Origin of the sequence: Kitasatospora sp. NPDC059160 (assembly GCF_042755465.1) — a bacterium.
Classification (GTDB): domain Bacteria; phylum Actinomycetota; class Actinomycetes; order Streptomycetales; family Streptomycetaceae; genus Kitasatospora.
Genome location: NZ_JBHZCN010000124.1, coordinates 1 through 26,526 on the forward strand (window position 1 = coordinate 1; position 26,526 = coordinate 26,526).

21 protein-coding genes and 1 tRNA gene are annotated in these 26,526 nt (G+C 71.6%); 10 read left to right on the forward strand and 12 right to left on the reverse strand.

Annotation, left to right across the window (positions count from 1 at the left end; translation table 11 throughout):
* Nucleotides 1–48: 48 nt before the first annotated feature.
* Nucleotides 49–867, reverse strand: a complete 819-nt coding sequence (locus ACFXOZ_RS36145; RefSeq protein WP_380525583.1) for an ABC transporter permease — start codon at nt 865–867, stop codon at nt 49–51.
* The gene (locus tag ACFXOZ_RS36150; RefSeq protein WP_380594179.1) at nt 864–1,961 is read right to left on the reverse strand and encodes an ATP-binding cassette domain-containing protein; all 1,098 of its coding nucleotides are present in this window, start codon (nt 1,959–1,961) and stop codon (nt 864–866) included. Before ACFXOZ_RS36150 ends, ACFXOZ_RS36145 begins: the two co-directional genes overlap by 4 nt.
* A gap of 461 nt (nt 1,962–2,422) precedes the next feature.
* Between ACFXOZ_RS36150 and ACFXOZ_RS36155 the strand changes: the two genes are divergently transcribed.
* Nucleotides 2,423–4,654, forward strand: coding sequence for an MMPL family transporter (locus ACFXOZ_RS36155; protein WP_375896276.1), 2,232 nt, complete (start codon nt 2,423–2,425; stop codon nt 4,652–4,654).
* 72 nt (nt 4,655–4,726) lie between these two features.
* A complete protein-coding gene (sbnB, locus tag ACFXOZ_RS36160) occupies nt 4,727–5,734 on the forward strand; it encodes a 2,3-diaminopropionate biosynthesis protein SbnB (protein ID WP_375896278.1) in 1,008 nt (335 codons plus the stop codon).
* Nucleotides 5,735–5,868: 134 nt separating this feature from the next.
* Here the strand turns inward: sbnB and metG are convergent, their stop codons facing one another.
* From metG to ACFXOZ_RS36175, 3 genes are all read right to left on the reverse strand, one after another.
* Nucleotides 5,869–7,590 carry a methionine--tRNA ligase gene (gene metG / locus ACFXOZ_RS36165; RefSeq protein WP_380594171.1) on the reverse strand — a complete coding sequence of 574 codons (1,722 nt, stop codon included), beginning with the start codon at nt 7,588–7,590 and terminating at the stop codon, nt 5,869–5,871.
* A 133-nt stretch (nt 7,591–7,723) separates the two neighbouring features.
* Nucleotides 7,724–7,924: a DUF397 domain-containing protein gene (locus ACFXOZ_RS36170; protein ID WP_375896283.1), complete on the reverse strand. Its 201-nt coding sequence runs from the start codon at nt 7,922–7,924 to the stop codon at nt 7,724–7,726.
* Nucleotides 7,921–8,769, reverse strand: a complete 849-nt coding sequence (locus ACFXOZ_RS36175; RefSeq protein ID WP_375896286.1) for a helix-turn-helix domain-containing protein — start codon at nt 8,767–8,769, stop codon at nt 7,921–7,923. The genes ACFXOZ_RS36170 and ACFXOZ_RS36175 overlap by 4 nt, the downstream gene beginning before the upstream one ends.
* A gap of 357 nt (nt 8,770–9,126) precedes the next feature.
* On the opposite strand from ACFXOZ_RS36175, the gene ACFXOZ_RS36180 reads away from it, so the two are divergent.
* The gene (locus ACFXOZ_RS36180) at nt 9,127–9,282 is read left to right on the forward strand and encodes a hypothetical protein (protein ID WP_375896289.1); all 156 of its coding nucleotides are present in this window, start codon (nt 9,127–9,129) and stop codon (nt 9,280–9,282) included.
* Nucleotides 9,283–9,302: 20 nt separating this feature from the next.
* Here the strand turns inward: ACFXOZ_RS36180 and ACFXOZ_RS36185 are convergent, their stop codons facing one another.
* Complete coding sequence (locus ACFXOZ_RS36185; protein ID WP_375896291.1) at nt 9,303–9,905, reverse strand: GNAT family N-acetyltransferase; 603 nt, start codon at nt 9,903–9,905, stop codon at nt 9,303–9,305.
* A 125-nt stretch (nt 9,906–10,030) separates the two neighbouring features.
* Entirely contained in the window at nt 10,031–11,314 is a 1,284-nt protein-coding gene (locus ACFXOZ_RS36190) for an adenylosuccinate synthase (protein ID WP_375896292.1), read from the reverse strand.
* A 126-nt stretch (nt 11,315–11,440) separates the two neighbouring features.
* Between ACFXOZ_RS36190 and ACFXOZ_RS36195 the strand changes: the two genes are divergently transcribed.
* The 3 genes from ACFXOZ_RS36195 to purM all read left to right on the forward strand — a co-directional run bounded on the left by ACFXOZ_RS36195 (nt 11,441) and on the right by purM (nt 15,279).
* Entirely contained in the window at nt 11,441–12,286 is an 846-nt protein-coding gene (locus ACFXOZ_RS36195; protein ID WP_375896295.1) for a diacylglycerol kinase, read from the forward strand.
* Between the two features lie 240 nt (nt 12,287–12,526).
* On the forward strand, nt 12,527–14,110 hold the full coding sequence (gene purF / locus ACFXOZ_RS36200; protein ID WP_380525580.1) for an amidophosphoribosyltransferase: 1,584 nt from the start codon (nt 12,527–12,529) through the stop codon (nt 14,108–14,110).
* Between the two features lie 83 nt (nt 14,111–14,193).
* Nucleotides 14,194–15,279 carry a phosphoribosylformylglycinamidine cyclo-ligase gene (gene purM, locus ACFXOZ_RS36205; protein WP_375896300.1) on the forward strand — a complete coding sequence of 362 codons (1,086 nt, stop codon included), beginning with the start codon at nt 14,194–14,196 and terminating at the stop codon, nt 15,277–15,279.
* Nucleotides 15,280–15,536: 257 nt separating this feature from the next.
* Here purM and ACFXOZ_RS36210 read toward each other — a convergent pair whose 3' ends face one another.
* Together ACFXOZ_RS36210 and ACFXOZ_RS36215 are read right to left on the reverse strand one after the other, a co-directional pair.
* Nucleotides 15,537–15,794: a DUF3073 domain-containing protein gene (locus ACFXOZ_RS36210; RefSeq protein WP_375896303.1), complete on the reverse strand. Its 258-nt coding sequence runs from the start codon at nt 15,792–15,794 to the stop codon at nt 15,537–15,539.
* 418 nt (nt 15,795–16,212) lie between these two features.
* Nucleotides 16,213–17,370 (reverse strand): Glu/Leu/Phe/Val dehydrogenase dimerization domain-containing protein, encoded by a 1,158-nt coding sequence (locus ACFXOZ_RS36215; protein WP_380594173.1) that lies wholly within the window; start codon nt 17,368–17,370, stop codon nt 16,213–16,215.
* A gap of 207 nt (nt 17,371–17,577) precedes the next feature.
* Here ACFXOZ_RS36215 and ACFXOZ_RS36220 point away from each other — a divergent pair, with 207 nt between their 5' ends.
* Entirely contained in the window at nt 17,578–18,474 is an 897-nt protein-coding gene (locus ACFXOZ_RS36220) for a hypothetical protein (protein WP_375896309.1), read from the forward strand.
* Nucleotides 18,475–18,961: 487 nt separating this feature from the next.
* Nucleotides 18,962–19,168, forward strand: a complete 207-nt coding sequence (bldC, locus tag ACFXOZ_RS36225; RefSeq protein WP_014137253.1) for a developmental transcriptional regulator BldC — start codon at nt 18,962–18,964, stop codon at nt 19,166–19,168.
* 348 nt (nt 19,169–19,516) lie between these two features.
* On the opposite strand, the gene ACFXOZ_RS36230 is transcribed toward bldC, so the two are convergent.
* Together ACFXOZ_RS36230 and hrpA are read right to left on the reverse strand one after the other, a co-directional pair.
* Nucleotides 19,517–19,590: transfer RNA gene (locus tag ACFXOZ_RS36230), tRNA-Asp, on the reverse strand.
* Nucleotides 19,591–19,722: 132 nt separating this feature from the next.
* Complete coding sequence (gene hrpA / locus ACFXOZ_RS36235; protein WP_380594175.1) at nt 19,723–23,703, reverse strand: ATP-dependent RNA helicase HrpA; 3,981 nt, start codon at nt 23,701–23,703, stop codon at nt 19,723–19,725.
* 208 nt (nt 23,704–23,911) lie between these two features.
* On the opposite strand from hrpA, the gene ACFXOZ_RS36240 reads away from it, so the two are divergent.
* Complete coding sequence (locus tag ACFXOZ_RS36240; protein ID WP_375896314.1) at nt 23,912–24,433, forward strand: SigE family RNA polymerase sigma factor; 522 nt, start codon at nt 23,912–23,914, stop codon at nt 24,431–24,433.
* Nucleotides 24,430–25,440, forward strand: coding sequence for a hypothetical protein (locus tag ACFXOZ_RS36245; RefSeq protein WP_375896317.1), 1,011 nt, complete (start codon nt 24,430–24,432; stop codon nt 25,438–25,440). The genes ACFXOZ_RS36240 and ACFXOZ_RS36245 overlap by 4 nt, the downstream gene beginning before the upstream one ends.
* 13 nt (nt 25,441–25,453) lie before the next feature.
* On the opposite strand, the gene ACFXOZ_RS36250 is transcribed toward ACFXOZ_RS36245, so the two are convergent.
* Complete coding sequence (locus ACFXOZ_RS36250) at nt 25,454–26,413, reverse strand: LysR family transcriptional regulator (protein WP_380594177.1); 960 nt, start codon at nt 26,411–26,413, stop codon at nt 25,454–25,456.
* Nucleotides 26,414–26,526: the final 113 nt, after the last annotated feature.

Consider the following 26,526-nt stretch of genomic DNA (forward strand, 5'->3'; position numbering starts at 1 on the left):
GCACGGGACGACTGCCGTCCCGTCCGAACCGGCCGGCCGGGTGGTGCGTCAACGCGTCACCGCGGTGCGGTAGACCCGCAGGTTGACCGGGATCAGCACCGCGATCAGGGCCGCCACCACGATCACCGCGAGCAGCACCGGGTGCCGGTCCGGCAGGCTGCTGCCGACCACCGACGGGGCGTTGCCCCACAGCTCCCGGCAGGCCGCGGCCACCAGGCTGACCGGGTTCCACTCGGCCACCGCGCGCAGCCAGGCGGGCAGCCCGGACAGCGGCATGAACGAGTTGGACAGGAACGACAGCACGACCAGGAACAGCGCCGAGATGCCGTTGATCGCCTCGGCGTTGCGCATCAGCATGCCGACCAGCGCGCCCAGCCAGAGCATCGCGTAGGCGAAGGCCAGCACCAGGACGAAGCCCAGGGCCGCCGAGCCGACGTCCTTGTGGATCCGCCAGCCGACGCCCAGGCCGGCCAGGGTGACGGCGAAGGTGGCGGCCGCGGCGGTCAGCAGGTCGGCCGCGGTGTGGCTGACCAGCACGGCGGAGCGGCCCATCGGCAGCGAGCGGAAGCGGTCGATCAGCCCGGTGCGCAGGTCGGTGGCCACGCCCAGCGCGGCGACGCCGACGCAGGTCAGGCCGACCTGGGCGAACACCCCGGCCATCACGTAGTCGTGGTACTCGCCGGAGCCGGTCACGGTCACCACGCTGGCGAACAGGTAGCCGAGCACGACCACCATGGTCACCGGGGTCAGGGTGATCGCGATGATCTTCTCCGGGGTGCGCCGCAGGTGCCGCAGGTGGCGGCCGATCAGCGCGGCGGTGTCTCCGATGGCCGTGCCGAGGCCGGCCGAGGCGCCGATGTCGCTCACTGCTCGTCTCCCGTCCGTCCGGCGGCGGCCGCCACCGGTTCCCGTTCGCCCTGCTCGGCCTCTTCGCCCTGCCCGGGCTCTTCGCCCTGCCCGGTCCGCGGCTGCGGTGCGCCCGGTGCGAGCGCGGGTGCGCCCTCCTCGGGGGCCCGGCCGATCTGGGTGCCGCGCCCGGTCAGGTGGAAGAACACGTCGTCCAGCGAGGGACGGCGCAGCGCGAAGTCCGTCACCGGCACCCGGGCCGTCTCCAGGGCGACCGCGGCGGCGGCGATGGTGCCGATGCCGTCGGCCAGTTGGACGGTGATCCGGCGCCCGGTGCGGTCCACCTCGGGTTGGGCGGCGGCCACCGGGGCGAGCACGGCCAGGGCCTGGGCGATGGCCGCGTCGGTGCCGACGCCCACCTCCAGCCACTCCTCGCCGACCTTGCGCTTGAGCTCGTCCGGGGTGCCCTCGGCGATCACCGTGCCGGTGTCGATGACCAGGATCCGGTCGGCCAGGAAGTCGGCCTCCTCCAGGTACTGGGTGGTGAGCAGCACGGTCACCCCCTGGGCGACCTGTTCGCGGACCATCTCCCAGAGCACCAGCCGGCTCGCCGGGTCCAGCCCGGTGGTCGGCTCGTCCAGGAACAGCACCTCGGGCCGGCCGATCAGCGCGGCGGCCAGGTCCAGCCGGCGGCGCATGCCGCCGGAGTAGGTCTGGGCCGGCTTCTCGGCGGCGTCCTCCAGCTCGAACCGGGCGAGCAGCTCGGCCGCCCGCTCCCGGGCGCCCTTGCGCCCCAGGTGCAGGAGCCGGCCCAGGAGTTCGAGGTTCTCGCGACCGGTGAGCAGCCCGTCGACGGCGGCGTACTGACCGGCCAGGCCGATCCGCCGGCGCACCTGGCGCTGCTGGCGCACGACGTCGAAGCCGGCCACCTCGGCCCGCCCCTGGTCCGGTTCGAGCAGGGTCGCGAGCAGTCGGACGGTGGTGGTCTTGCCGGCGCCGTTGGGGCCCAGCAGGCCGAGCACGGTGCCGGCCGCGACCTCGAGGTCCACGCCCTTGAGCGCGTGGTGATCGCCGTATCTCTTGCCGAGTCCGGTCGCCCTGATTGCGGTGTCCATCATTCATTCCCCCTTCCACGGAGGTCTGTGGATCGTTCGGAAAGCAGACGCCGGAGCACATTCCGGCGCGGAATCGTGAAATTCGGTGGAATCGTTCGGGTCGGCCCGCGGGCCCGGTCGGGTACTCGCGCACTCGACGACCGGTCGGTCGCTCGGGGCGGCCGGCCGACTTTCCCGAATCATCGGCCCGGCGTCACTCGAATGTGGTCCGCTCGAATGGTTGTCCCTCAACGGGGACCGACCGTAGCACCGGGGAAACGAGGCCGGTAAGGGGCTCCGGCCCGCCTCCGCTGGCAGCAGCTTGCCACCGCAGGATGCTGCAACTCCCAGGGGCTCCAAAGCCGTTCGCGAGGGCCTACGGTCATGGTTATTCCGCCGGTCCCCCTCGAGCCGGTCAGGACACATCCAACCCGTCTGTCGCCACCGCGGCTTGATCATTGCCGCCGATCGCAGGAGAGGTAATGGCACGTCAAAGCAATTTCGCGGCCCGGCTGGGCGAGTGGAGTGCCCAGCACCGCAAGACAGCCGTCTTCGGCTGGATCATCCTGGTCATCCTGGTCACCGTGCTCGGTGGCATGGTCGGGCAGAAGAGCCTGACCCAGGCCGACTACGGGACCGGGGAGTCCGGCAAGGCCGCCCAGATCCTCAAGGACGCCGGGATCAACGACCCGGTCAACGAGCTGATCCTGGTCCACAGCGACGCGCTGACCGCGGACTCCGCGGAGTTCCGCGGCGCCGTCCAGGCCACCGCCGACGCGGTCAACAAGACCGGTCTCGCGGAGAACCTGCGGGACCCGTACACCACCCAGGCCTTCTCGGCCGACAAGCACTCGGCGCTGATCATGTTCGCCGTCACCGGCGACCCGGACACCGCGGCCGACCGGATCGACCCGGTGATCACCGCCGTCCAGGACACCGCCAAGGCCCACCCCCAGGTGACCCTCGGCGAGTTCGGCGGCGCGACCGCCCTCAAGGGCATCAACGACAGCCTCGGCGACGACTTCACCCGCGCCGAACTGACCGCCCTGCCGGTCGCGTTGGGCATCCTGCTGGTGGTCTTCGGCGCCTTCGTGGCGGCCGTGCTGCCGGTGGCCCTGGCGGTCACCGCCTGCATCGGCGCGCTCGGGCTGCTCGCGCTGAGCAGCCAGGCGGTGCCGGTGGACGGCATGACCAACTCGGTGATGTTCCTGATGGGCCTCGCCGTCGGCGTCGACTACTGCCTGTTCTACCTGCGCCGCGAGCGCGAGGAGCGGGCGGCCGGCCGGGACAAGGCGACCGCGCTGCGGATCGCCGCCCACACCTCGGGCCACTCGGTGATGGTCTCCGGCCTCACCGTGATGGTCGCGATGGCCGGCATGTTCCTCTCCGGGCTGACCGTCTTCGAGGGCTTCGCGATGGCCACCATCGAGGTCGTCGCGGTCGCGGTGGTCGGTTCGATGACCGTGCTGCCGGCCCTGATGTCGATGCTCGGCGACAAGGTCGCGGCCGGCCGGATCCCGTGGATCAGCAAGCGCCGTCAGACCGCCGCGGCGAGCCCGAAGCCCGCCAACGCGCTGCTGCGCGGCGTGCTGGCCCGCCCGGGGATCTTCGCCCTGCTGTCCGCCGCCGTGCTGCTGGTGCTGGCCCTGCCGGCGCTCGGCATGAAGACCGAGAAGCTCGGCATGGACAAGCTGCTGCCCTCCGACAACCCGCTGGTCTCGGTCTCGCAGCGGATCGACCGCGAGTTCCCGGGGTCGCCCTCGCCCGCCACCGTGGTGGTCAAGGCCGACTCCATCGACTCGCCGCAGGTCGCCAAGAGCATCGAGGACTTCAAGCAGGCCGCCCTGGCCTCCGGGAAGACCGGCAACCAGATCGACGTGCGGTACTGGAAGGACAAGAACATCGCCCAGATCAGCGTTCCGCTGGCGGGCAACGGCACCGACGCCACCTCCAAGGCGGCCCTGTCGGCGCTGCGCGGGCAGATCGTCCCGCAGACCCTCAAGACCGTTCCGGGCACCACCGCGCTGGTCGCCGGCGACCTCGCCTTCTCGGTCGACTACAACAACCAGCTGGACCGCAGCATCGTCCCGGTGTTCGCCTTCGTCATGGGCGTCACCTTCCTGCTGATGCTGGTCTCCTTCCGCTCGCTGACCATCTCGATCACCTCGATCCTGCTCAACCTGCTCTCGGTGGCGGCCGCGTACGGCGTGATGACCGCGGTGTTCCAGCACGGCTGGGGCGCCTCGCTGGTGGGAACCAAGGCGCCGGGGGCGATCGAGTCCTGGATGCCGCTGTTCGTCTTCGTGGTGCTCTTCGGCCTCTCGATGGACTACCACGTGTTCGTGGTCTCCCGGATCCGCGAGGCCTACCTCTCGGGCAGGTCCAGCCGGGAGGCGGTCGGCCTCGGCATCCGCAACACCGCCGGGGTGGTCACCAGCGCCGGTCTGATCATGGTCGCGGTGTTCGCGGTCTTCGGCACCCTGGGCATGCAGGACTTCAAGCAGCTCGGCATCGGCCTGGCGGTCGCGGTCCTGCTGGACGCCACCCTGGTCCGCGCGGTGCTGCTGCCCGCGGTGATGGCCCTGCTCGGCGACGCCAACTGGTACCTGCCGCGCTGGCTGGGCGGCGGCCGCACCACCCGCGCCGCGCACGCCGCCGGGGCGCACCACGCCGCCGGCCAGCACGAGCCGGCCGGCACCGCCTACGTCGGCTGACCCGGCCCCGCCCGCCCCTCAGCACCGCCCGACCCCCGCCCGCACCGGGCGGACCCGACTGGAGCCACCACCGTGTTCGAGTTCAGAGTCATCGACGGCACCACCGCCCGCGAGCTCATCGCGGGAGCCCGCCCGAGGATCGTCCAGGAGGTCCGGGAGACCTACCTGACCCACGGCGCCGGCGAGTCCGTGAACCCCGACAGCTACTTCCTGCGGTTCCCGGCCAAGCCGGACGCCCGGATCATCGCCCTGCCGGCCTACCTCGGCGGCGGCGTCGGACTGGCCGGGATCAAGTGGATCAGCAGCTTCCCGGCCAACGTCGAGCGGGGCTTCCCGCGCGCCTCGGCCGCCCTGCTGCTGAACGACTACGAGACCGGCTACCCGTTCGCCGTCCTGGAGGCCTCGCAGATCAGCGCGGCCCGCACCGCGGCCTCCGCCGTGCTCGCCGCCGAGGTGCTCAGCGGCGGCCGTACGGCGGGCCGGCTGGCGGTGGTCGGCGCCGGCATCATCGCCCGCAACATCCTGGAGTTCTTCGGCGCCCAGCAGTGGGAGATCGACGAGCTGGTGGTGCACGACCGCAAGGCCGAGTACGCCCGGGCGCTGGTCGACCACGCCGACGCCGAACTCGGCTACCCGGCCCAGGTGGTGGAGGACCTGCACGAGGCGCTCAAGGGCGCCGACGTGGTGGTGCTGGCCACCACCGCGGGCGAGCCGTACATCCTCGACCCGGAGACCTTCGCCCCCGGGCAGCTGGTGCTCAACATCTCGCTGCGCGACCTCGCGCCGGAGATCATCGGCGGCGCGTACAACGTGCTCGACGACGTGGAGCACTGCATGAAGGCGAACACCTCTCCGCACCTGGCCGAACAGCTCTACGGCAACCGGGAGTTCGTCACCGGCACGCTGGCCCAGGTGATCGAGGGCGAGGTCGCCGTCGGCACCGACCGCCCGGTGGTCTTCTCGCCCTTCGGCCTCGGGGTGCTCGACCTGGCGGTCGGCGCGCTGGTGCACGACGAGGCGGTGGCGGCCGGCCGGGCGACCGAGATCCCCGGCTTCTTCGCGGAGACCACCCGCTGGTAGCCCCACCCCGGGCCCGCCCCACCGGGCCCGCCCCACCGGGCCCGCCGACCCCGGGCCCGCCCCCCACGAAGGGCCCGGCACCACCGACGAGGGCCCCGACCGCCGTGACCGCGGTCGGGGCCCTCGTGGCGTGCTCAGGCCTGCGCGCCGCCGAAGCGCGCCGCCCAGGCCGCCAGGTCCTCGTCGGTGACCTTCGCGAACAGCACCGGCGGCACGGTGAACGGCGTCCCGGCCGGGACGAGGTCCAGCGCCCGGGCCGCGTCCCCGTCGATCCAGGTCCGGGTGTCCCCGGGCAGCGCGAAGGCGCCGCGCATCGCGGCCGCCGCGGTCGGGACGAACGGCTCGGACACCACCGCGTACAGGTGGATCAGGTTCATCGCCGTCCGCAGGGTCAGCGCCGCCGCCTCCGGGTCGGTCTTCACCTGGAGCCAGGGCGCCTTCTCGTCCAGGTAGGCGTTCCCGGCGCTCCACAGCGCGCGCAGCGCCTGCGCCGCCTTGCGGAAGTTGAGCGCCTCCAGCTGGGCCTCGTACTCGGCCAGCAGGCCGGCGGTCTGCTCGCCGAGCCGCTCCTCGGCCCCGCCCGGCGCGGCCCCGGCCGGGACTTCGTCGCCGAAGCGCTTGCGGCTGAACGAGAGCACCCGGTTCACGAAGTTGCCGAGGGTGTCGGCGAGGTCCTTGTTGACCACCGAGGCGAAGAGGTCCCAGGTGAAGCTGGAGTCGTCCGACTCGGGGGCGTGCGCCATCAGGAAGTAGCGCCAGTAGTCGGCGGGCAGCAGCTCCAGCGCGACGTCGGTGAAGATGCCGCGCTTCTGGCTGGTGGAGAACTTCCCGCCGTAGTACGTCAGCCAGTTGAAGGCCTTGACGTAGTCGACCTTCTTCCACGGGCGGCGCGAGCCGAGGATCGTCGCCGGGAACATCACGGTGTGGAACGGGACGTTGTCCTTGGCCATGAACTCGGTGTAGCGGACGGTGTCGTCGGCCTCGTACCACCAGGACCTCCAGTCCCGCGGCTGCCCGGCCGGGGCGGCGTCCGCCCACTCCTTGGTGGCGCCGATGTACTCGATCGGGGCATCGAACCAGACGTAGAACACCTTTCCCTCGGCGGCCAGTTCGGGCCACACGTCGGCCGGCACCGGGACTCCCCACTCCAGGTCGCGGGTGATCGAGCGGTCCTGGAGGCCCTCGGTCAGCCACTTGCGGGCGATCGAGGAGGCCAGCACCGGCCAGTCGTCGCCGTGCGCGGCGATCCAGGCCTCGACCTCCTCGGTCAGCTTCGACTGGAGCAGGAACAGGTGCCTGGTCTCCCGGACTTCGAGGTCGGCGCTGCCGCTGATCGCCGAGCGCGGCTCCAGCAGGTCGGTCGGGTCCAGCACCCGGGTGCAGTTCTCGCACTGGTCGCCGCGCGCCTTGTCGTAGCCGCAGTGCGGGCAGGTGCCGACGATGTAGCGGTCCGGCAGGAAGCGGCCGTCGGCGTTGGAGTACACCTGGCGGACCGCGCGCTCCTCGACGAAGCCGTTGCGCTGGAGCTCGCGGGCGATCTCCTGGGTGATCTCCCGGTTCTGCGGCGAGGAGCTGCGGCCGAAGTGGTCGAAGGACAGCCCGAAGCCGTCGTACACCGCCCGCTGGGCGTCGTGCGCCCGGGCGCAGAACTCGGCGACCGGCAACCCGGCCTCCTGCGCCGCCAGTTCGGCGGGCGTGCCGTGCTCGTCGGTGGCGCAGATGTACAGCACCTCGTGGCCGCGTTGGCGCAGGTAGCGGGCGTGGACGTCCGCCGGGAGCATCGACCCGACCAGGTTGCCCAGGTGCTTGATCCCGTTGATGTACGGAAGGGCGCTGGTGATCAGGTGCCGAGCCATCCTCGGATGCTCCGATTTCTCCCGCACGCGCACCCCACCCGGAGTGCGGTGCCAGGCGCAGGGGTCCACTGTGGGCTGCCAAGCCTACCGTCGGCCGCTCCGCCGACCGGCTCGCGACGGGGGCAGCGCGGCCTCACGGACGGGTGAAGTCGGCGTACCGGTCGAACTCCCCGGCCTTGACCCCGCGGACGAACGCCGCCCACTTGCGCGGCGTGGTCCGCACGACCACCTCGGGCAGGTCCGACTCGCGGATCTCCACCTGCCCGGCGTAGGTTCTGACCTCCACGCAGTCGGTGCTCTCGCCGCTGGCCGACGCCTTGCGCCACGTACTCATGAGAAGTCTTTCAGTAAGGCCCGGATGAACTCCCGGGACTCCGCCGCCCCCAGCGCGATCGCCGCGGTCTTCTCCTTGATCCGTCGGTAGGACGACAATTCCGCCTCGGAGTGCACGAACTTCGGCCCGTGCACGAGCTCGATCTGGACGGTGTCCAGCTCCGGGACGGGCCCGCGCGCGAGATACGGGCTCTCCGAGGAGCCGGTGTACGTGGGCACACTGAACGGGATCACCCGGATCTCCAGTCCGGGCCGCTCGGAATTCAGCAGCAGGCTGTGCAACTGGTCGCGCAGCACGGCGGGGCCGCCGAACTGCATCCGCAGCGCGGATTCGTGCAGGATCGCGCTGTACGGCTTCGGGCGGTCGACGAAGATCTGCTGGCGCCGAATCCGGAATTCCTTCCGGACCTGCGCCTCCTGGCGGTGCTGGGCGGGGAGCCGCTCGAACACCGCGGCCGCGTAGTCCGGGGTCTGCAGCAGCCCGGGGATGAAGGTGCTGTTGAGGATGGAGAGCGACGCGGCGTGGTGCTCCATCTCGGCGATGTCGATGATCCCGCCGGGCATCCGGCCCCGGTAGCCGTCCCACCAGTACTTGCGGCGGTCCTGGGTCATGGCGAGCAGCGCGTCCAGGTACGGGCCGTCGGGGCAGCCGCAGGTGCGCGCCCAGGTCCGGAGCCGTTCGGCGCTGATGCCCGACTTCCCGTTCTCCATCTGGGAGATCTTGGGCAGGTCGGTGCCGATCGTGGCGGCCAGGCTCTTGGGCGTCACGCCCACGCGTTCGCGCATCTTGCGCAGCTCGATCCCCAGGCGCTGCTGGCGGACGGTCGGCGACAAGCGGGGTGGCATGACTCTCTTCTCCGGATCGCGGCTTCGGTCGATGCTTCCGGTGAAGTGTGACGTGCACACCGGGCCCTAGCTAGCGAATTGGGGGATACCCCACGATGGAGTGAACGTCCAGTCCCTCGGTAGCAACTCTGGCACCCTGACCCTATGGTCGTCCGTGTCACTCGCTGACTTGTTGTCCCCTAAACAGTCGCCAAGTCGCCTATCGGCCCTGCCAATCAGCCGTAAATACACCCAGATGCACGGTCAGGGCGTTCGGCATCACCGACCGGAGACAGCCGTGCCCCTTCCTCCCCCTCCCGGCCCCCCGCACCCGCGCCCCCACCGCCCCCACCTCCCCCAGCGCATTTCCGTACCCCGGTGAATGCCCTTCTGGTCGCCGGATTGTCCGCCCTCCTCCTCGCCGTCCTTTTCGTCGGCTGGCTGGTCTGGCTGGTCAACATGCAGCCCCGGGAACTCCGCGCGACAAAACGGGAGTTGATCCCCCGTCATTCCACCCGCGCCGAGCACGAATAGCCCCGGCCCGGGGCCCGCCGTCAGCCGCGGGCGAGGCGGGCGGTCAGGCGGGCCTTGGCGGGGGGCCACTCGTCGGCGAGCATCGAGAAGTAGGCGCTGTCGCGCCAGGTGCCGGTGGGGCGGAGGCGGTGGCGGCGCAGGACGCCCTCGAACCGGGCGCCGAGGCGCAGGATGGCGTTGCGGGAGCGCTCGTTGAGGGCGTCGGTCTTCCAGTAGACGCGGCCGGTGCCGAGGTCCTCGAAGGCGTGGGTGAGCAGCAGCAGCTTGGCCTCGCTGTTGACCGCGGTGCGCCAGACGGAGCGGGCGTACAGGGTGCCGCCGATCTCGACCGACTCGTCCGTGGGGTTGATGTCGTGGTAGCCGGTGATGCCGACGGCGGTGCCGGCCGCGAGGTCGACGGCGGCGAACCAGACCGAGTCGCCCCGCTCGGCCCCGGCGATGCGGAGGTCCAGGATGCGGCCGAGCTCCTCCTCGGAGGCCGGCGGGAGGTCCATGGTCCAGCGCCAGACCTCGGGGTCGGAGCCGATGGCGGCCCACAGGTCGGCGAGGTGGTGGCGCCCCAGCGGCTCCAGGCGGATGTGGCGGCCGGTGAGGGTGATGGCGGTGGGCGGCTTCGCGGTCATGCCCCCGAACGTAGCGCGCCTCTGCACTAGATGCAATGGATTTACGTACTAGTGCAATGAGTCGAGGGCAAAGCGGAGGGCCCCGCGGGACGGTGCGTCCCGCGGGGCCCTCCGGAGGAACGGGCTCAGATGAACGAGTTGATCTGGATCGTCTCGTCCCGGCCCGGGCCGACGCCGATGGCGGAGATCGGCGCGCCGGACATCTCCTCCAGCGCCTTCACGTAGGCCTGGGCGTTCTTCGGCAGCTCGGCGAAGGTCTTCGCCTTGCTGATGTCCTCGGTCCAGCCCGGCAGCGTCTCGTAGATCGGCTTGGCGTGGTGGAAGTCCGACTGGTTGTAGGGGAGTTCCTCGACCCGCCGGCCGTCGATCTCGTACGCGACGCAGACCGGGATCTGCTCCCAGCCGGTCAGCACGTCGAGCTTGGTGAGGAAGAAGTCGGTGAGGCCGTTGACCCGGGTCGCGTAGCGCGCGATGACGGCGTCGAACCAGCCGCAGCGGCGGTCGCGGCCGGTGGTGACACCGCGCTCGCCACCGATCCGGCGCAGCGCCTCGCCGTCCTCGTCGAGCAGCTCGGTCGGGAACGGGCCGGAGCCGACGCGGGTGGTGTAGGCCTTGAGGATGCCGATGACCCGGTCGATCTTGGTGGGGCCGATGCCGGCGCCGGTGCAGGCGCCGCCCGCGGTCGGGTTCGACGAGGTCACGAAGGGGTACGTGCCGTGGTCGACGTCGAGCAGGGTGCCCTGGCCGCCCTCCAGCAGGACGACCTTGTTCGCCTTGAGCGCCTCGTCCAGGACGAGGGTGGTGTCGGCGAGGAAGGGCCGGATCTTGTCCGCGTAGCCCAGGTACTCCTCGACCACCAGGTCGGCCGGGATGGCGCGGCGGTTGTAGAGCTTGACCAGGATCTGGTTCTTGTCGTGCAGCGCCGCCTCGATCTTCTGGCGCAGGATCGACTCGTCGAACAGGTCCTGGACCCGGATGCCGACGCGGTTGATCTTGTCCGCGTAGGTTGGGCCGATGCCGCGGCCGGTGGTGCCGATCCGGCGCTTGCCGAGGAAGCGCTCGGTGACCTTGTCGATGGTCCGGTGGTACGGGGTGATCAGGTGGGCGTTGCCCGAGACCAGCAGCTTCGAGGTGTCGATGCCGCGCTCGTTCAGGCCGGCCAGCTCGGAGAGCAGCACGCCCGGGTCGATGACGACGCCGTTGCCGATGACCGGGGTCACGTTCGGGCTGAGGATGCCGGAGGGGAGCAGGTGCAGGGCGTACTTCTGGTCGCCGATGACCACCGTGTGACCGGCGTTGTTGCCGCCCTGGTAGCGGACGACGTAGTCGACGGAGCCGCCGAGGAGGTCGGTGGCCTTCCCCTTGCCCTCGTCCCCCCACTGAGCGCCAACGAGCACGAGTGCCGGCACAGGCGTACACCCCTTCCGGTTGGGGCATCCTGCGTAGGCCGCAGTCTGCCCCGAGATAGACGAAGCCCCTGGCGCAATGGCGCAAGGGGCTCTTGCACCGAGAGATTACCTGAGGAAGGACCGGTCGTGTCGTCCCTGTCCACGCCTGGAACCGGCGGTCCCGAGCCCCTTCTGCTGCTGCTCGACCCGGTGGCCCGGCGGACCGACGGGGAGTCGGTGCGGATCGCGAGGGACGTGCTCTGCGGGGGTGCGGACGTCAAGGTGGCCTATCCGGACAACCCGACCGAACTCGACCGGATGCTTTCGCACCGGGGTCGGCGGCGACCGGTGGTGATCGGTTCCGACCTCGCCCTGCAGCGGGTGCTCCAGGCCCTGCACCGCCAGCGTGAGCTGGGCGCGGATCCGGTGGGCATGGTTCCGGTCGGCCGCGCGGAGGAGCTGGCGGCGGCCCGCGCACTGGGTGTGCCGGAGGAGCCGGTGCGGGCCGCGCGGGCGGTGCTGTCGGGGTCGCCTCGCACCTTCGACCTGCTGGTGGACGACGGCGGCGGGGTGGCGCTCGGCGGGGTGCGGATCACCGGCGGCGGAGCGCCCCGCTCGGAGGGCCGTCCGGGTGGTTGGCGTTCGCTATGGGCGAAACTGGCTGCGGCCGAGCAGGCGAACGCACTCACCTCCGACGCGGTCGACCACAGCCCCCGGGTCCGGGTCGAGGCGGACGGCCGGCTGCTGGCCGACGTGCACCGCCCGGTCCGGCTGGTCGAGCTGACCCTCACCGGTGCCGGCGCGGACGGCGCCGGCGTGCTGGAGGTGGTGGTCCGCGCGCCCGGCGCGCTGGTGCGGGCGCGGGCGGCCAGCGTCTCGGTGGTCGGGCGCGGCTTCGGCTACGAGGCGGACGGCCATCCGGTCGGCCCGGTCCGGGCCCGGACCTGGACGGTGCACCCGGGCGCCTGGGGCCTGTTGCTGCCCGCCGCGTGACCTCCGGGTGAACCCCGGGTGAGCAGGCTCACGTTCGGAGCCGCCCGGCGACCACCGCTGCGCACACGGAAAGCCCCAACGGGCGCGAACCGCAAGGCCAACCGCCGCCCGCCGGAATTCCCCCACCCGAATTCCCGGCTCCGTAAGGGGTTTTGTCTACGCGCGTTACTCCGCGATCTCCGCCCGGAGCGGACCTCCCGGGTACCGGAAGCCCTGGTCAACTGCCCTAGACTCGAAGGCGTGCCACGTGGTGACGGAAGACTCAACCACGATCTTCTTCCCGGTGAGAAAGGCCCCCAGGACGCTTGCGGCGTCTTCGGTGTCTGGGCTCCCGGCGAGGAGGTCGCCAAGCTCACGTTCTTCGGCCTTTACGCCCTGCAGCACCGCGGTCAGGAATCCGCGGGCATCGCAGTGAGCAATGGCTCCCAGATTCTCGTCTTCAAGGACATGGGACTCGTCTCCCAGGTCTTCGACGAGGCCTCCCTGGGGTCGTTGCACGGGCATATCGCCGTCGGACACGCCCGCTACTCGACCACCGGTTCCTCGGTCTGGGAGAACGCCCAGCCGACCTTCCGGGCGACCGTCCACGGTTCGCTGGCCCTCGGGCACAACGGAAACCTGGTGAACACCGCCGAACTGGCGGCCATGGTCGCCGAACTGCCCGGCGAGGAGCACGTCTCGCGCTCCGGCCGGACCGCCGCGACCAACGACACCGACCTGGTGACCGCGCTGCTGGCCGGCCACCCGGACCTCTCCATCGAGGAGACGGCCAAGGTCGTGCTGCCGAAGGTCAAGGGCGCCTTCTCGCTCGTCTTCATGGACGAGCACACCCTCTACGCCGCCCGCGACCCGCAGGGCATCCGCCCGCTGGTGCTCGGCCGGCTGGAGCGCGGCTGGGTGGTCGCCTCCGAGACGGCGGCGCTGGACATCTGCGGCGCCTCCTTCATCCGCGAGGTCGAGCCCGGCGAGCTCATCGCCATCGACGAGAACGGCATGCGCACCTCGCGCTTCGCCGAGGCCAAGCCCAAGGGCTGCGTCTTCGAGTACGTCTACCTGGCCCGCCCCGACACCTCCATCGCCGGCCGCAACGTGCACCTCTCCCGGGTGGAGATGGGCCGTCGGCTGGCCGTGGAGGCCCCGGTCGAGGCCGACCTGGTGATAGCGACGCCCGAGTCCGGCACCCCCGCCGCGATCGGCTACGCCGAGGCCAGCGGCATCCCGTACGGCTCCGGCCTGGTGAAGAACGCCTACGTGGGCCGCACCTTCATCCAGCCCAGCCAGACGATCCGCCAGCTCGGCATCCGGCTCAAGCTGAACCCGCTGCGCGAGGTCATCGCCGGCAAACGCCTGGTGGTGGTGGACGACTCGATCGTCCGCGGCAACACCCAGCGCGCGCTGGTGAAGATGCTGCGCGAGGCGGGCGCCGCCGAGGTGCACATCCGGATCTCCTCGCCCCCGGTGAAGTGGCCCTGCTTCTTCGGCATCGACTTCGCCACCCGCGCGGAGCTGATCGCCAACGGCATGACCATCGAGGAGATCGGCCGCACGCTCGGCGCCGACTCGCTCTCGTACATCTCGATCGACGGCATGATCGAGGCCACCAAGCAGCCCAAGGACAGGCTCTGCCGGGCCTGCTTCGACGGCGAGTACCCGATGGAGCTGCCGGACCCGGCGCTGCTCGGCAAGCTCCTGCTGGAGGCCGAGATCAAGGGCGGCCAGCAGCAGCCGGCCGTCCGCGGCAAGCCGACCAGCGGCAGCGACCTGGACGGCGTCCAGTCGCTGCTCGGCGGGGCGGGCGCGGCCGACGCGCTGCGCCGCCCGTAGCGAATCCACGGTGGGGTCCCGCGAACCGGGGCCCCACCGCTGTTTCCGAACCACCCCCACCTGACCCGAAAGGGCCGCACGCAGTGACCAGCAACCAGAACGGCGCCACCTACGCCGCCGCCGGTGTCGACATCGAGGCGGGCGACCGCGCCGTCGAGCTCATGAAGCAGTGGGTGAAGAAGGCCAGCCGCCCCGAGGTGGTCGGCGGTCTCGGCGGCTTCGCCGGCCTCTTCGACGTGTCCGCCCTCAAGAACTACGAGCGGCCGCTGCTGGCCTCGGCCACCGACGGCGTGGGGACCAAGGTGGCCATCGCGGCCGCCATGGACAAGCACGACACCATCGGCCACGACCTGGTCGGCATGGTCGTGGACGACCTCGTGGTGTGCGGCGCCGAGCCGCTCTTCATGACCGACTACATCTGCGTCGGCAAGGTCGTCCCCGAGCGGGTCGCCTCGATCGTCAAGGGCATCGCCGAGGGCTGCGCGCTGGCCGGCTGCGCCCTGGTGGGCGGCGAGACCGCCGAGCACCCGGGCCTGCTCGGCCCGGACGAGTACGACGTCGCGGGCGCCGGCACCGGCGTGGTCGAGGCCGACGCGCTGCTGGGCGCCGAGCGGGTCCGGGCCGGCGACGTGGTGATCGCGATGGCCGCCTCCGGCCTGCACTCCAACGGCTACTCGCTGGTCCGCCACGTGCTGCTGAACGAGGCCGGCTGGAAGCTGGACCGCAAGGTCGAGGAGTTCGGCCGCACCCTCGGCGAGGAGCTGCTGGAGCCGACCCGGATCTACTCGCTGGACTGCCTGGCGCTCACCCGGGCCACCGAGGTGCACGCCTTCTCGCACGTCACCGGCGGCGGCCTGGCGGCCAACCTGGCCCGGGTGATCCCGGAGGGCCTGCACGCCCGCCTGGACCGCGGCACCTGGACCCCGCTGCCGGTCTTCCGGACCGTCGCCGAGGTCGGCAAGGTGGCCACCCTGGAGATCGAGAAGACGCTCAACATGGGTGTCGGCATGGTCGCCGTCGTCCCGCCGCACTCGGTGGACGTGGTGCTGTCGATCCTGGAGGACCGGGGCGTCGAGGCCTGGCTGCTCGGCGACGTGGTCGACCGCACGGACGAGCACGAGGCCGGTGCGGCCCTGTACAACGCCTACGAGGGCTTCACGACGGCCTGACGGCCGGTCGGACGCGCAGAGGGCCCCTCCGGAGCACCGGAGGGGCCCTCTCGCACGTAGCGGTGCCCCCATCCGCCCCGAGCCGAAGGGGCGCGCCGGTGCCGAAAGGGAGAAGCGAGGGAGCGAGGAACGAGCGAGGGAGCGCCGACCGTCGGCACCGGGTCGGAGCGCCCCGGAGGCGAGGGGCGACCAACACAGCAACGCCGAAGACCGGTCCGGCGCCCAGGGGCGTCAGGACCGGTCAGGCGAAGCTGCGGTTACGAGCGGCGGGAGGCCTGCGACGGCCCGGTGCCCGGCTCGCTGTCGTCCTCGTCGTCGAGGTCGGCGTAGCGGGCGGCGTACTCCGCGTACGGGTCGTCGTCCTCCACCTCCTCGATCGGCTCAGGGTCGATCGGAGCGGTGGACGGCGATGCGCCCAGCTCGTTGGACAGACGGTTAGCATCGAACCCGCCGCTGTTGTACTTCAGCTCGCGGGCGACCTTCGTCTGCTTGGCCTTGGCCCGGCCGCGCCCCATGGGTCGACCCCCTCAACGATGGGGCTCACGGCCCCGAGTCTGACACGTGTTCATGATCAGGACCGGCCTGCCCGAATGGGAGGACCGTCCCTTGGAGCATTAACGGTACCTGTTTCCGCCGCTGGACGGTACGTCGTGGTTGTGACGTGGCGCGCACTGACCGCACCCGAGACCAGGTCTTCCCAGGTCAGGGGAGGTTTTGCGGCGATTTGCACGCTGTCCAGAGGTGTCTCGGGTCCGTCGTTCCAGGACTGATTATCCCCCCTACGGGGGCGTTGGATCACCTGATCGGACGCAGAAGTGAGAATCCGGTTCCACATCGTGATGCGCGGGGGGCCGGAGGTGGCGGCCCCCCGCGCATCAGGCGCCCGGGAGGAGTCCGGAGAGGGTCCGGGCGGAGCCGGACCGGCCCGCCGGATCAGCCGCGGCGCGAGCCCGGCAGCAGGACCGTGCGCAGCGCGCTGATCTCGCGCATCCGCTTCTCGGCCAGGCGGTCCGCGGCGACGGCCGGCGGGATGCCGTCGGAGGCGGCCCGGGTGAAGATCTCCAGGGTGGTGTCGAAGATCTTGGTGGCCTTGTTCTTGGCCCGCTCGAAGTTGAAGCCGTCGATCTCGTCGGCGACCTGGATCACGCCGCCGGAGTTCACCAGGTAGTCGGGGGCGTAGAGGATGCCGCGGTCGGCCAGGTCCTTCTCGACGCCCGGGTGGGACAGCTGGTTGTTGGCCGCACCGCAGACGATCGAGGTGCCGAACCCGCCGAGCGCGGCGACCACGTCGTCGGTCAGCGCGCCGCCGAGGGCGCACGGGGCGTAGACGTCCAGCTCGGCCCGGAGCAGGGCGGCGGTGTCGGCGACCACCTCCACCTCGGGGTGGGCGGCGCGCACCCGGTTGACGGCCGCCTCGAACGGGTCGGTGACGACGACGGTGGCGCCGTCCGCGACCAGGTGGCCGACCAGGTAGTGGCCGACCTTGCCGACGCCCGCGACGCCGACCCGCTTGCCGCGCAGGGTCGGCTGGCCCCAGCGGGCCTGGGCGCTGGCGCGCATGCCCTGGAAGAGGCCGAAGGCGGTCAGGATGGAGGAGTCGCCGGCGCCGCCGTGCTCGGGCGAGCGGCCGGTCACGAACTCGGTCTCGCGCGCGACGACGTCCATGTCCTGGACGTAGGTGCCCACGTCGCAGGCGGTGATGTAGCGGCCGCGCAGCGACTCGACGAAGCGGCCGTAGGCGCGGAGCATCGCCTCGTTCTTGTCCTTGTTCGGGTCGCCGATGATGACGGCCTTGCCACCGCCGAGGTCGAGCCCGGCCAGCGCGTTCTTGTAGGACATGCCGCGGGACAGGTTCAGCGCGTCCTCCAGGGCCGCCTCCTCGGAGGCGTACGGGAAGAAGCGGGTGCCGCCGAGGGCGGGGCCGAGCGCGGTGGAGTGGATGGCGATGATCGCCTTGAGACCGGAGCTGCGGTCGTGGCAGAGGACGACCTGCTCGTGGCCGTCGCCGGGGGCGCCGTCCTGCTCGGTCCGGAAGATCCTGCTGAGCACACCGGGTGCGGGGTGCGTGGCGGGGGTCTGTACGTCGGTCACTGTGGTGACTCCAGTATCGAGGGCCCGCTGCTGTGGTGCGGGCGTCTGGGGCGAAAGCGTAGTCGCGCGCGCGGGCCCGACCGGCCCTCTTGTCCGAGCTTGTGCCCATTGTCCGAGGAGTGAGACGCGAGGGGGCCGGAGTCCGGGCGCGAACGGTTCGGGGTCGCGCCCTCCCGGGGCCGGGCGGCGCGTGCGACCATGCAGGACGTGACCGTCGTGCGCACCTCCGTACTGCCGCCCTACGCGGCCCACCTGCGGGTCTACGAGCCGCTGGCGGCCTATCCGGAGCCCGAGCGGGCGCACTGGCAGGCCTACGCCGCGGAGCACGGGCCGGACGCCGCCGCGGCGGAGCAGTCGGTCGCGGCGGCGGTGCTGGAGGAGCAGCGGGCCGCCCTGGTGGAGCTGGCCGCCCGCACGCCCCGGGCGCTGCCGGAGCAGGAGAGCGGCCGGGCGTACCTGCGGACCGTGGACGGCGTACTGTACGTGTGCCCGTGGGCGACCAGGCTGCGCAGTTGGCAGGCGCTGGAGGAGCTGCGGGCGGGGGCCCCGGTGGCGCTGGTGGACACCGCGGTGCCGCCGGTGACCCGGGCGGCCGCCGAGGCGGACCGGGAGCGCTGGCTGGCCGGGCACCCGGACGCCCGGCCGTGGATCCTCACCAGCCGGTGGGAGGTCCCGGTGCGCTGGTTCCTGCCGTTCGGGGACGAGGACCGGTGCTTCGTTCCGGGGGGAGCGGGCACGGAGGAGGGGGAGCGGGGGAGGCCGGCGGCGCTGTTCTACCTGGTGCCGATGGCCCAGGCGCGGCGCCGGGTGGCACGGGCCTACCGGGCGCTGCGCGAGGCGGTGCCGGACGGGGAGCTGGTGCGCGGGGCGGAGCGGGTCGGGCGGTGGCTGGAGGAGTTCCATCCGCGCTCGCTGGTGGAGCTGGACTACGGGGGGCTGGTGCATCTGTTGGGGCCGGAGCGGTTGTTGGCGGACCGTTCGGCGGGGGAGCTGGAGGACGGGCTGCGCGCGCTGCGGGCCGGGGACACCGCGGAGGCGCTGCGGGCGTACGGGGAGCTGACGGGGCGGTGGCAGCGGGTGCTGGCGCTGCGGCACGCGAACTGACGTCGGACCTCCCGTGTATGACTGTCAGAGGTCTTTGGTCCACAACGGTGCCGACCAAGGTCCCGGTTCGGGTCAATAGCTGTCGAACGTGACACTACTCACCGTTGACGCGAACTAACCCCTATGTGCAAAAATGGGACAACCAGCCCAACTTCACGTGAGCGTGCCCACTTTTGGGTGGTTCTGGAGTCGATGCGTGCTTTGCGGGGAAACGGAGGGTCTGGTCCCCTCGTAACCGGACGTCACGGCCGTGTGACTGTCCGTTATGGGGTGGTCCATCGCCATCCGTCGGCCTTGAACCCGTGAGGGGTCAATTTTGGCGGTTTGGTCGATAGGGCTGGACGGATGGTGTAGTTGTAGACACCAGGACAAGCCGTTCGTCCTATAACCGACTCGGCCCGTCTATGCCATTTCGGGCATCGCGGGCCAAGGTGCAGAATTTGAAGGATAGAACCGCCCTGGTTCGGTTCTCCCGAGGAGGCCGCTCATGACCGCTCGTACCCCTGATGCTGAGCCGCTGCTGACGCCGGCAGAGGTTGCCACCATGTTCCGCGTGGACCCGAAGACGGTCACCCGCTGGGCCAAGGCCGGCAAGCTCACGTCGATCCGCACGCTCGGCGGTCACCGCCGCTACCGTGAGGCGGAGGTGCGCGCTCTGCTGGCGGGGATTCCCGCTCAGCGCACTGAGGCCTGATAGGCCAAAGGCTCTTTCGAAGGGGCCGCTTACCGGACTCCGCCGGGTCCGGTAAGCGGCCCCTTTGTCATACCCGGCGACGGCCCCCCAACGGTCGGAATGCTGAACTCCGGATAACGATTCGGTGCGCATGGTGCGGGGGGGATTTACAGTGAATAACAGTGCAATTTTACATATTAAATTAGTGGAGTCCGGAACGGGTCGTTTCGAGGGCGGTTTCACGGGGGTGCGGGTGACGACCGTCACGCGTTCAACCACTTGTGGTCCGGATCCGGTGCGGAGTAAGGGCCGTACGGCCAAACGCGAGAGGCCCGGAACCTTGACGATTCCGGGCCTCTCGCACTGCGGCGATCCTGACGGGACTTGAACCCGCGACCTCCACCTTGACAGGGTGGCGAGCTAACCAACTGCTCCACAGGACCAGAGTGTTCTGATCTCGTTCACCCGCTTGCCGCGCTGCGAACAAGACAGACTGTAGCCCATGGTGGGCCCCCAGGTCGAACTGGCTCCTGAGGGCCCCACGGCGCACCCGCAGCTCAGCGGTGCCGCCCGGGTCACAGCGTGGCCCGGGCCGCCTCCATCGCCTTGGTGATCCGCTTCTCCGAGACCGGGCTCGGCGTGCCCAGCCCCTGGGCGAAGAAGCTGACCCGCAGCTCCTCGATCATCCAGCGGATCGCCAGCACCTCCGCGGAGGGCTGCTGCCCGGCCGGCACGGCGGCCAGCAGCTCCCCGTACGCCTGCTGCACCTGCTGGACCTTCAGTAGCTGCTGGGCGTCCCGCTGCGGGTGGTTGGGCAGCGCCTCCAGCCGGCGGTCCACCGCCAGCAGGTAGCGCTTGAGGTCGGGCAGCCGCTGCCAGCCGGTGGCGGTCACGAAGCCCGGGTGCACCAGCGAGGCCAGGTGCAGCCGGACGTCGTTCACCGCGTTCAGCAGCACCGGGCTGCTCACCGACTTCAACCGGGTCGAGGCCTTGTGGAAGGCGATCAGCGCGGTGGCCGTCTTGAGCGTGGTGTCCGCGGACAGGTCGTACAGGTCCGTCCGCACCTTGTCGTGCAGCTTGGCGAAGGCCGCCTCGTCCCAGGCCGGGCCGCCGGACAGCGTCATCAGCCGGTCCGTCGCGGCGGCGACCACGTCCTCGAACAGGGCGGCGATCGAGCCGTGCGGGCTGTGCGAGAGCGCCAGCTTGGCCTGGTTGCCCAGCCGGCCCTGGATCGACTTGGCCGGGGAGGTGGTGGTCAGCATCAGCAGCCGGCGGGTGCCCGCCCACATCGCCTGCGCCTGCGCCGGCGGGGTGTCGAACAGCTTCACGCCGACCGTGGCGCCCTCGTCCACCAGCGCCGGGTAGGCGCGCAGCGAGTGGCCGCGGGAGCGCTGCTCGAAGGTGCGCTGGAGCACCGGCAGCCCGGCCGGCCAGGCGGTCAGCCCGCTCTGCTCGATGCCCTGCCCGGAGGCGGCCGAGGAGAGCGTCTCCTTGAGCTTGGGCTTGAGCCTCAGCCGCAGCTCCTCCAGGTCCTTGGACTCGGCCAGCCGGCGCTTCCCGTCCACCACCCGGAAGGTCACCTTGAGGTGCTCCGGGACCCGCTCGTCGTCCCAGGCCTCCGGGGGCACCGTGACGGCCGTCAGGCGCTTGAGGGCGTGCTCCAGGGACGGCAGCAGCGGTTCCTGGCGGTCCTTCACCGCGCGCAGCGCCGCCCGGGCGAAGTCCGGGGCCGGCACGAAGTTGCGCCGGATCGCCTTCGGCAGCGACTTGATGTACGCGGTGACCAGCTCCTCCCGCAGACCGGGGATCTGCCAGTCGAAGCCCTCCGCGGTGACCTGGTTGAGCACCGGCAGCGGGATGTGGACGGTCACGCCGTCCGCGTCGCTGCCCGGCTCGAACTGGTAGGTCAGCCGGAAGCGCAGCTTGCCCTGCTGCCAGTGGTCCGGGTAGTCGGCCTCGGTGACGCCGTCCGCGGCGTCGTTGATCAGCATCGACTTCTCGAAGTTCAGCAGGTCCGGCTGCTCGTGCCGGGCCTTCTTCCACCAGGAGTCGAAGTGCCGGGTGGAGACGACCTCCTCGGGCAGCCGGGCGTCGTAGAAGTCGAACAGGGTCTGGTCGTCCACCATGATGTCCCGGCGGCGGGCCCGGTTCTCCAGCTCCTCGACCTCGCCGAGCAGCTTGCGGTTCTCGGCGAAGAACCTGTGGTGGGTCTCCCAGTCGCCCTCGACCAGCGCGTTGCGGATGAACAGCTCGCGACAGAGCTCCGGGTCGATCCGGCCGTAGTTGATCTTCCGCTGGGCGACGATCGGCACCCCGTAGAGGGTCACCTTCTCGTAGGCCAGCACGGCACCGGACTTCTTCTCCCAGTGCGGCTCGCTGTAGCTGCGCTTGATCAGGTGCCCGGCCAGCGGCTCGACCCACTCGGGCTCGATCTTCGCGTTGATCCGGGCCCACAGCCGGGAGGTCTCCACCAGCTCGGCCGACATCAGCCAGCGCGGCGGCTTCTTGAACAGGCCGGAGCCCGGGAAGACCGCGAAACGGGCGCCGCGGGCGCCGCCGTACTCGCGCTTCTCCACGTCGAACAGGCCGATGTGGGAGAGCAGTCCGGCCAGCAGCGACTGGTGGATCCGGTCCGCGTCCGGCTCGGCGTCGGGGTGCGGCTCCTCGATCGTCACGCCCAACTGCTTCGCCACGGTGCGCAGCTGGGTGTAGACGTCCTGCCACTCCCGTATCCGCAGGTAGTTGAGGAACTCGGACTTGCACATCCGGCGGAAGGCCGAGGAGGAGAGCTCCTTCTGCTGCTCCCGGACGTAGCGCCACATCGCCAGGTAGGACAGGAAGTCGGAGGTCTCCGAGGTGAACCGGCGGTGCCGTTCGTCGGCGGCCTGGCGCTTCTCGGCCGGGCGCTCGCGCGGGTCCTGGATGGACAGCGCGGCGGCGATCACCATGACGTCCCGAACACAGCCGTTCCGGTCCGCCTCCAGCACCATGCGGGCCATCCGCGGGTCGACCGGGAGCTGGGCCAGCTTGCGGCCGAGCGCGGTCAGCCGCTTGCGCGGGTCCTTCTCCTCCGGGTCCAGCGCGCCCAGTTCGTGCAGCAGGTGGACGCCGTCCTTGATGTTGCGCGAGTCCGGCGGGTCCAGGAACGGGAAGGCGGAGATGTCGCCCAGGCCCGCCGCGGTCATCTGCAGGATCACCGAGGCCAGGTTGGTGCGCAGGATCTCGGCGTCGGTGAACTCCGGGCGGGAGAGGAAGTCCTCCTCCGAGTAGAGCCGGATGCAGATGCCGTCCGAGGTGCGGCCGCAGCGGCCCTTGCGCTGGTTGGCGCTGGCCTGGCTGATCGCCTCGATCGGCAGCCGCTGCACCTTGGTGCGGTGGCTGTAGCGGGAGATCCGGGCGTTGCCCGGGTCGATCACGTACTTGATGCCGGGGACGGTCAGCGAGGTCTCGGCCACGTTGGTGGCCAGCACGATCCGGCGGCTGCTGGAGCGCTGGAACACCCGGTGCTGCTCGGCCGAACTGAGCCGGGCGTACAGCGGGAGGATCTCGGTGCCGCGCAGTTTCAGCTTGGTGAGGGCGTCGGCGGTGTCGCGGATCTCGCGCTCGCCGGAGAGGAAGACCAGGATGTCGCCCGGGCCCTCGTCCTGGAGCTCCTGGGCGGCCTCGCAGATCGCCTGGATCTGGTCGCGGTCGCGGTCCGCCTCGTCGGCCTCGTCGTCGCCGTCGTCCAGGACGGGGCGGTAGCGGACCTCGACCGGGTAGGTGCGGCCGGACACCTCGATCACCGGGGCGTCGCCGAAGTGCCGGGCGAAGCGCTCCGGGTCGATGGTCGCGGAGGTGATCACGATCTTGAGGTCGGGGCGGCGGGGGAGCAGCTGCTTGAGGTAGCCGAGCAGGAAGTCGATGTTGAGGCTGCGTTCGTGCGCCTCGTCGATGATCAGGGTGTCGTACTGGCGCAGGTCCCGGTCGGTCTGGATCTCCGCCAGCAGGATGCCGTCCGTCATCAGCTTGACCAGGGTGTCCCGGCCGACCTGGTCGGTGAACCGGACCTTCCAGCCGACCGCCTCGCCGAGCGGGGTGTCCAGCTCCTCCGCGACGCGCTCCGCCACCGTGCGGGCGGCGATCCGGCGCGGCTGGGTGTGGCCGACCAGACCGCGGACGCCGCGGCCCAGCTCCAGGCAGATCTTCGGGATCTGGGTGGTCTTGCCGGAACCGGTCTCACCGGCGACGATCACCACCTGGTGGTCCCGGATCGCCGCCAGGATGTCGTCCTTCTTCTGGCTGACCGGGAGCTCGGCGGGATAGGTGATCTTCGGCACGGCGGCCCGGCGCTGCTCGACCAGCAGCTCGGCGCGGTCGATCTCGGCGGCGATCTCGGCGGCGACCTGCTGACGGGCCTCCGGCTTGCGGACCCGGCGGGCCCCCTCCAGCCGGCGCCCGATCCGCACCTCGTCGCGAAGGGTCAGCTCGGGCAGGCGGGCGGCCAGCTCACCGATTCCGGGACCCTCGGCGGGAACGGAGGCGGACTGGACTGCGGGAGAACTCACTGCGGGCATCCCTCTAGGTTCGCAAGGAGGCACGGCGGAGCGCACCTCGGTTTTCGAGCCCCTCCAGTGTCACAGCCGCCGGTGCCCAATCGCGAACGCCGGGCGCCCCGGTCGCGCGGGCCGCGCGGAACGCGTCCGACGGGCCGGGCGGAACGCGTTCGACGGGCCGGGCAACGATCCACGGCGGTTCCGGACTCTGGAGGGGGAGGAGGTGCTCATGGGAGCCCACGAGACCGCACGGGACGAGGAGTTCCGGGCGTTCACCGGCAGTGCGTGGTCACGGCTGCTGCGGACGGCCTACCTGCTGGCGGGGGACCGGCACGGCGCCGAGGACCTGGTCCAGCAGGCGCTGGAACGGGCCTACGTGCACTGGAACAAGGTCCGGGCGGCCGACGACCCGAACGCCTACGTGCGCCGCATCCTGATCAACGAGCACGCCCGGCGGTACCGGCGCAGACCGGTCGAGTACCTGGTCGAGGCCTTCCCCGACCGGCCCGCCCCGGCCGGCCCCGACCCGGACGACCGGGCCGTGCTGCTCGGCGCCCTCGCCGCCCTGCCGCCGCGCCAGCGGGAGGCCGTCGTCCTGCGGTACTGGGAGGACCTCAGCGAGTCCCAGACCGCGGCCGCGATGAACTGCTCGGTCGGCACGGTGAAGAGCCAGGCCGCCCGGGGGCTGGCCAAACTGCGGGAGTCCTCCTCACTCAACGGACTGGCCAGCATCGGAGGTAGCAGCAGATGAGCACGGAGTCCATGCCCGGGGACGAGGACGTGGAGGCGGCCGAGGCCGTGGTCTCGTGGGAGCTGGGCGAGCTGGCGGACAGCGTCGAGGCCGGGCCGGTGCCGTACGACCGGCTGCTGGCCGGCGGGCGGCGGCGGCTGCGGCGGCGCCGGCTGCTGACCGGGGCGGCGGTCGCCGGGCTGGTCGTCGCGGTCGGCGGGGCGGGGACGCTGATCGGCGGCCCGGGCACGGTGTTCGGCGGGTACGGGCGGGGCGCCGGCAGCGCCTCGGTGGCGGCGGTCCCGCCGGCGGCCGTCTCCCCGGCGGCTCCGGGCGCCCCGTCGGCGCCGGAGCTGCCGGGGCCCGGGGTGGCCCCGGTGTCCCCGACGGTCTCCTCGGCCGGAGCCGCCCCGACGGCCTCCGCGACACCCTCGCCGTCCCGGCCGGCCCGGGACCCGTTCTCGCCGCTGCGGGTCAAGATCAACGAAGGCACGGTGAGCGGCCACGCCCTGGAAGCCTGGATCGCCCTGTGGCCGGCCGCGCCCACCGCGGCGGACGGCCTGGCCCAGGCGCGGCTGATCCAGCAGGAGCGGAGAACCGTCGACCCGCGCCTGCCGGACGACCCCCAGGGGGGCGGCCTCCAGCCCTGGACCCCGAACACCGACCGGGCCGAGGTCTATCTGACCGTGGACGGCAAACGGCAGCCGGGCGACTTCGTCGACCCGGTTCCCGGCCCGGGCGGGACGGCGCAGGACGATCAGGGTGCCGTGATCGGCAGCCGCGGGCTCAACCGCGTCGTCGACACGGGGGGCAGCCCGCAGATGGTGGTCGTCAAGGCCCGGCCCGAGGTCGAGAGGGTCGTGGTCAAGTGGGAGAGCGGCATGGTCATCGAGACGGAGCCGGTGGCGGTCGGCGACTCCCCGGTCCGCTGGTACGCCGTCATCCGCATCCCGGCACCCGGCAACAACACCGTCGTCTCCTACGCGGCCGACGGATCGGTGCTGCGCACCCAGAAGGCCTGGTGGTGAGCGGGGCCGGAGCTCAGGGCTGGAGCGCGGCCTCGTCGGCGTCCGGGAGCCAGTCCCGGGCCGGGTCGTACTCCAGCCACCGGCTGCGGGCCGCCTCCGCGGTGAACGCCCTCAGCAGGAAGTCCAGTTGGCGGCCCCGGTCGGCGTCCCGGTCGGAGCGCCAGAGCAGCGACCAGGCGTAGAGGGGGGTCGGGCCGGCCAGGGGAACGGTCCGCACACCCGGGCGGCCGGGCAGCGGGCCGTCGGCCGGCACCAGCGAGAAGCAGGTCGGATCCGCGGCGACCTGGTCCAGGAAGTGCTCCAGGCCGAGGTTGGTCGAACCGACCCGGCCGTCGATGCCGAACCGGGTGGCGAAACGGGTCAGGAAGTCCAGGCGGTCCACCGCCGCCGGGTAGCGCAGCACGCTGCCGCGCAGATCCGTCGGGGCCAGGGCGTCGCGGCCCGCCAGCGGATGGTCGGCGCTCAGCAGGGCGTCCACCGGCTCCAGGCGGACCAGGCGGTGCGTCAGACCGGCATCGGTGCCGCCGGGGAGGGCGTGCACCCGGCCGAACCCGGCATCCGACTCGCCGCGCAGCACCGCGGCCGCCACGGAGGGCAGGTCGCGGCCCGGCACCGGCTCCACCTCCAGGCCCGGCGCCGCGTCCACCGCCTGGGCGAGGGTGCGCATCGGGGCGTACAGGTGGCCCCACACGTCGATCCGCAGGGGCCGCCCGGCACCTGCCACCGCCGCCACGGCCCGCTCTCCCTGGGACAGCAGGCGGCGGGCGGGCTCCAGGAACCGGGTGCCCGGGGCGGTCAGGGTCACCCCGCGGGCGCCGCGTTCCAGCAGGCGGACGCCGAGGGCGGCCTCCAGGCGGGCCACCCGCTTCGACAGGCCCTGCTGGGTGATGCCCAGGCGGCCGGCGGCGCGGCCGAAGTGGAGTTCTTCGGCGGTTGCGGTGAAGGCTCTTACCTGTGCCAGATCCAGATCCACCTCGGCACCCTAGCGGGTGCCGTTGTGGGGGGTGGGGGCCGCTGCGCGGGGCTGTTGTTGGGTGGGGGGCTTTCGGGAGGGTGGGTGGGTCCGGGGGCGGTTCCGGGGGTGGG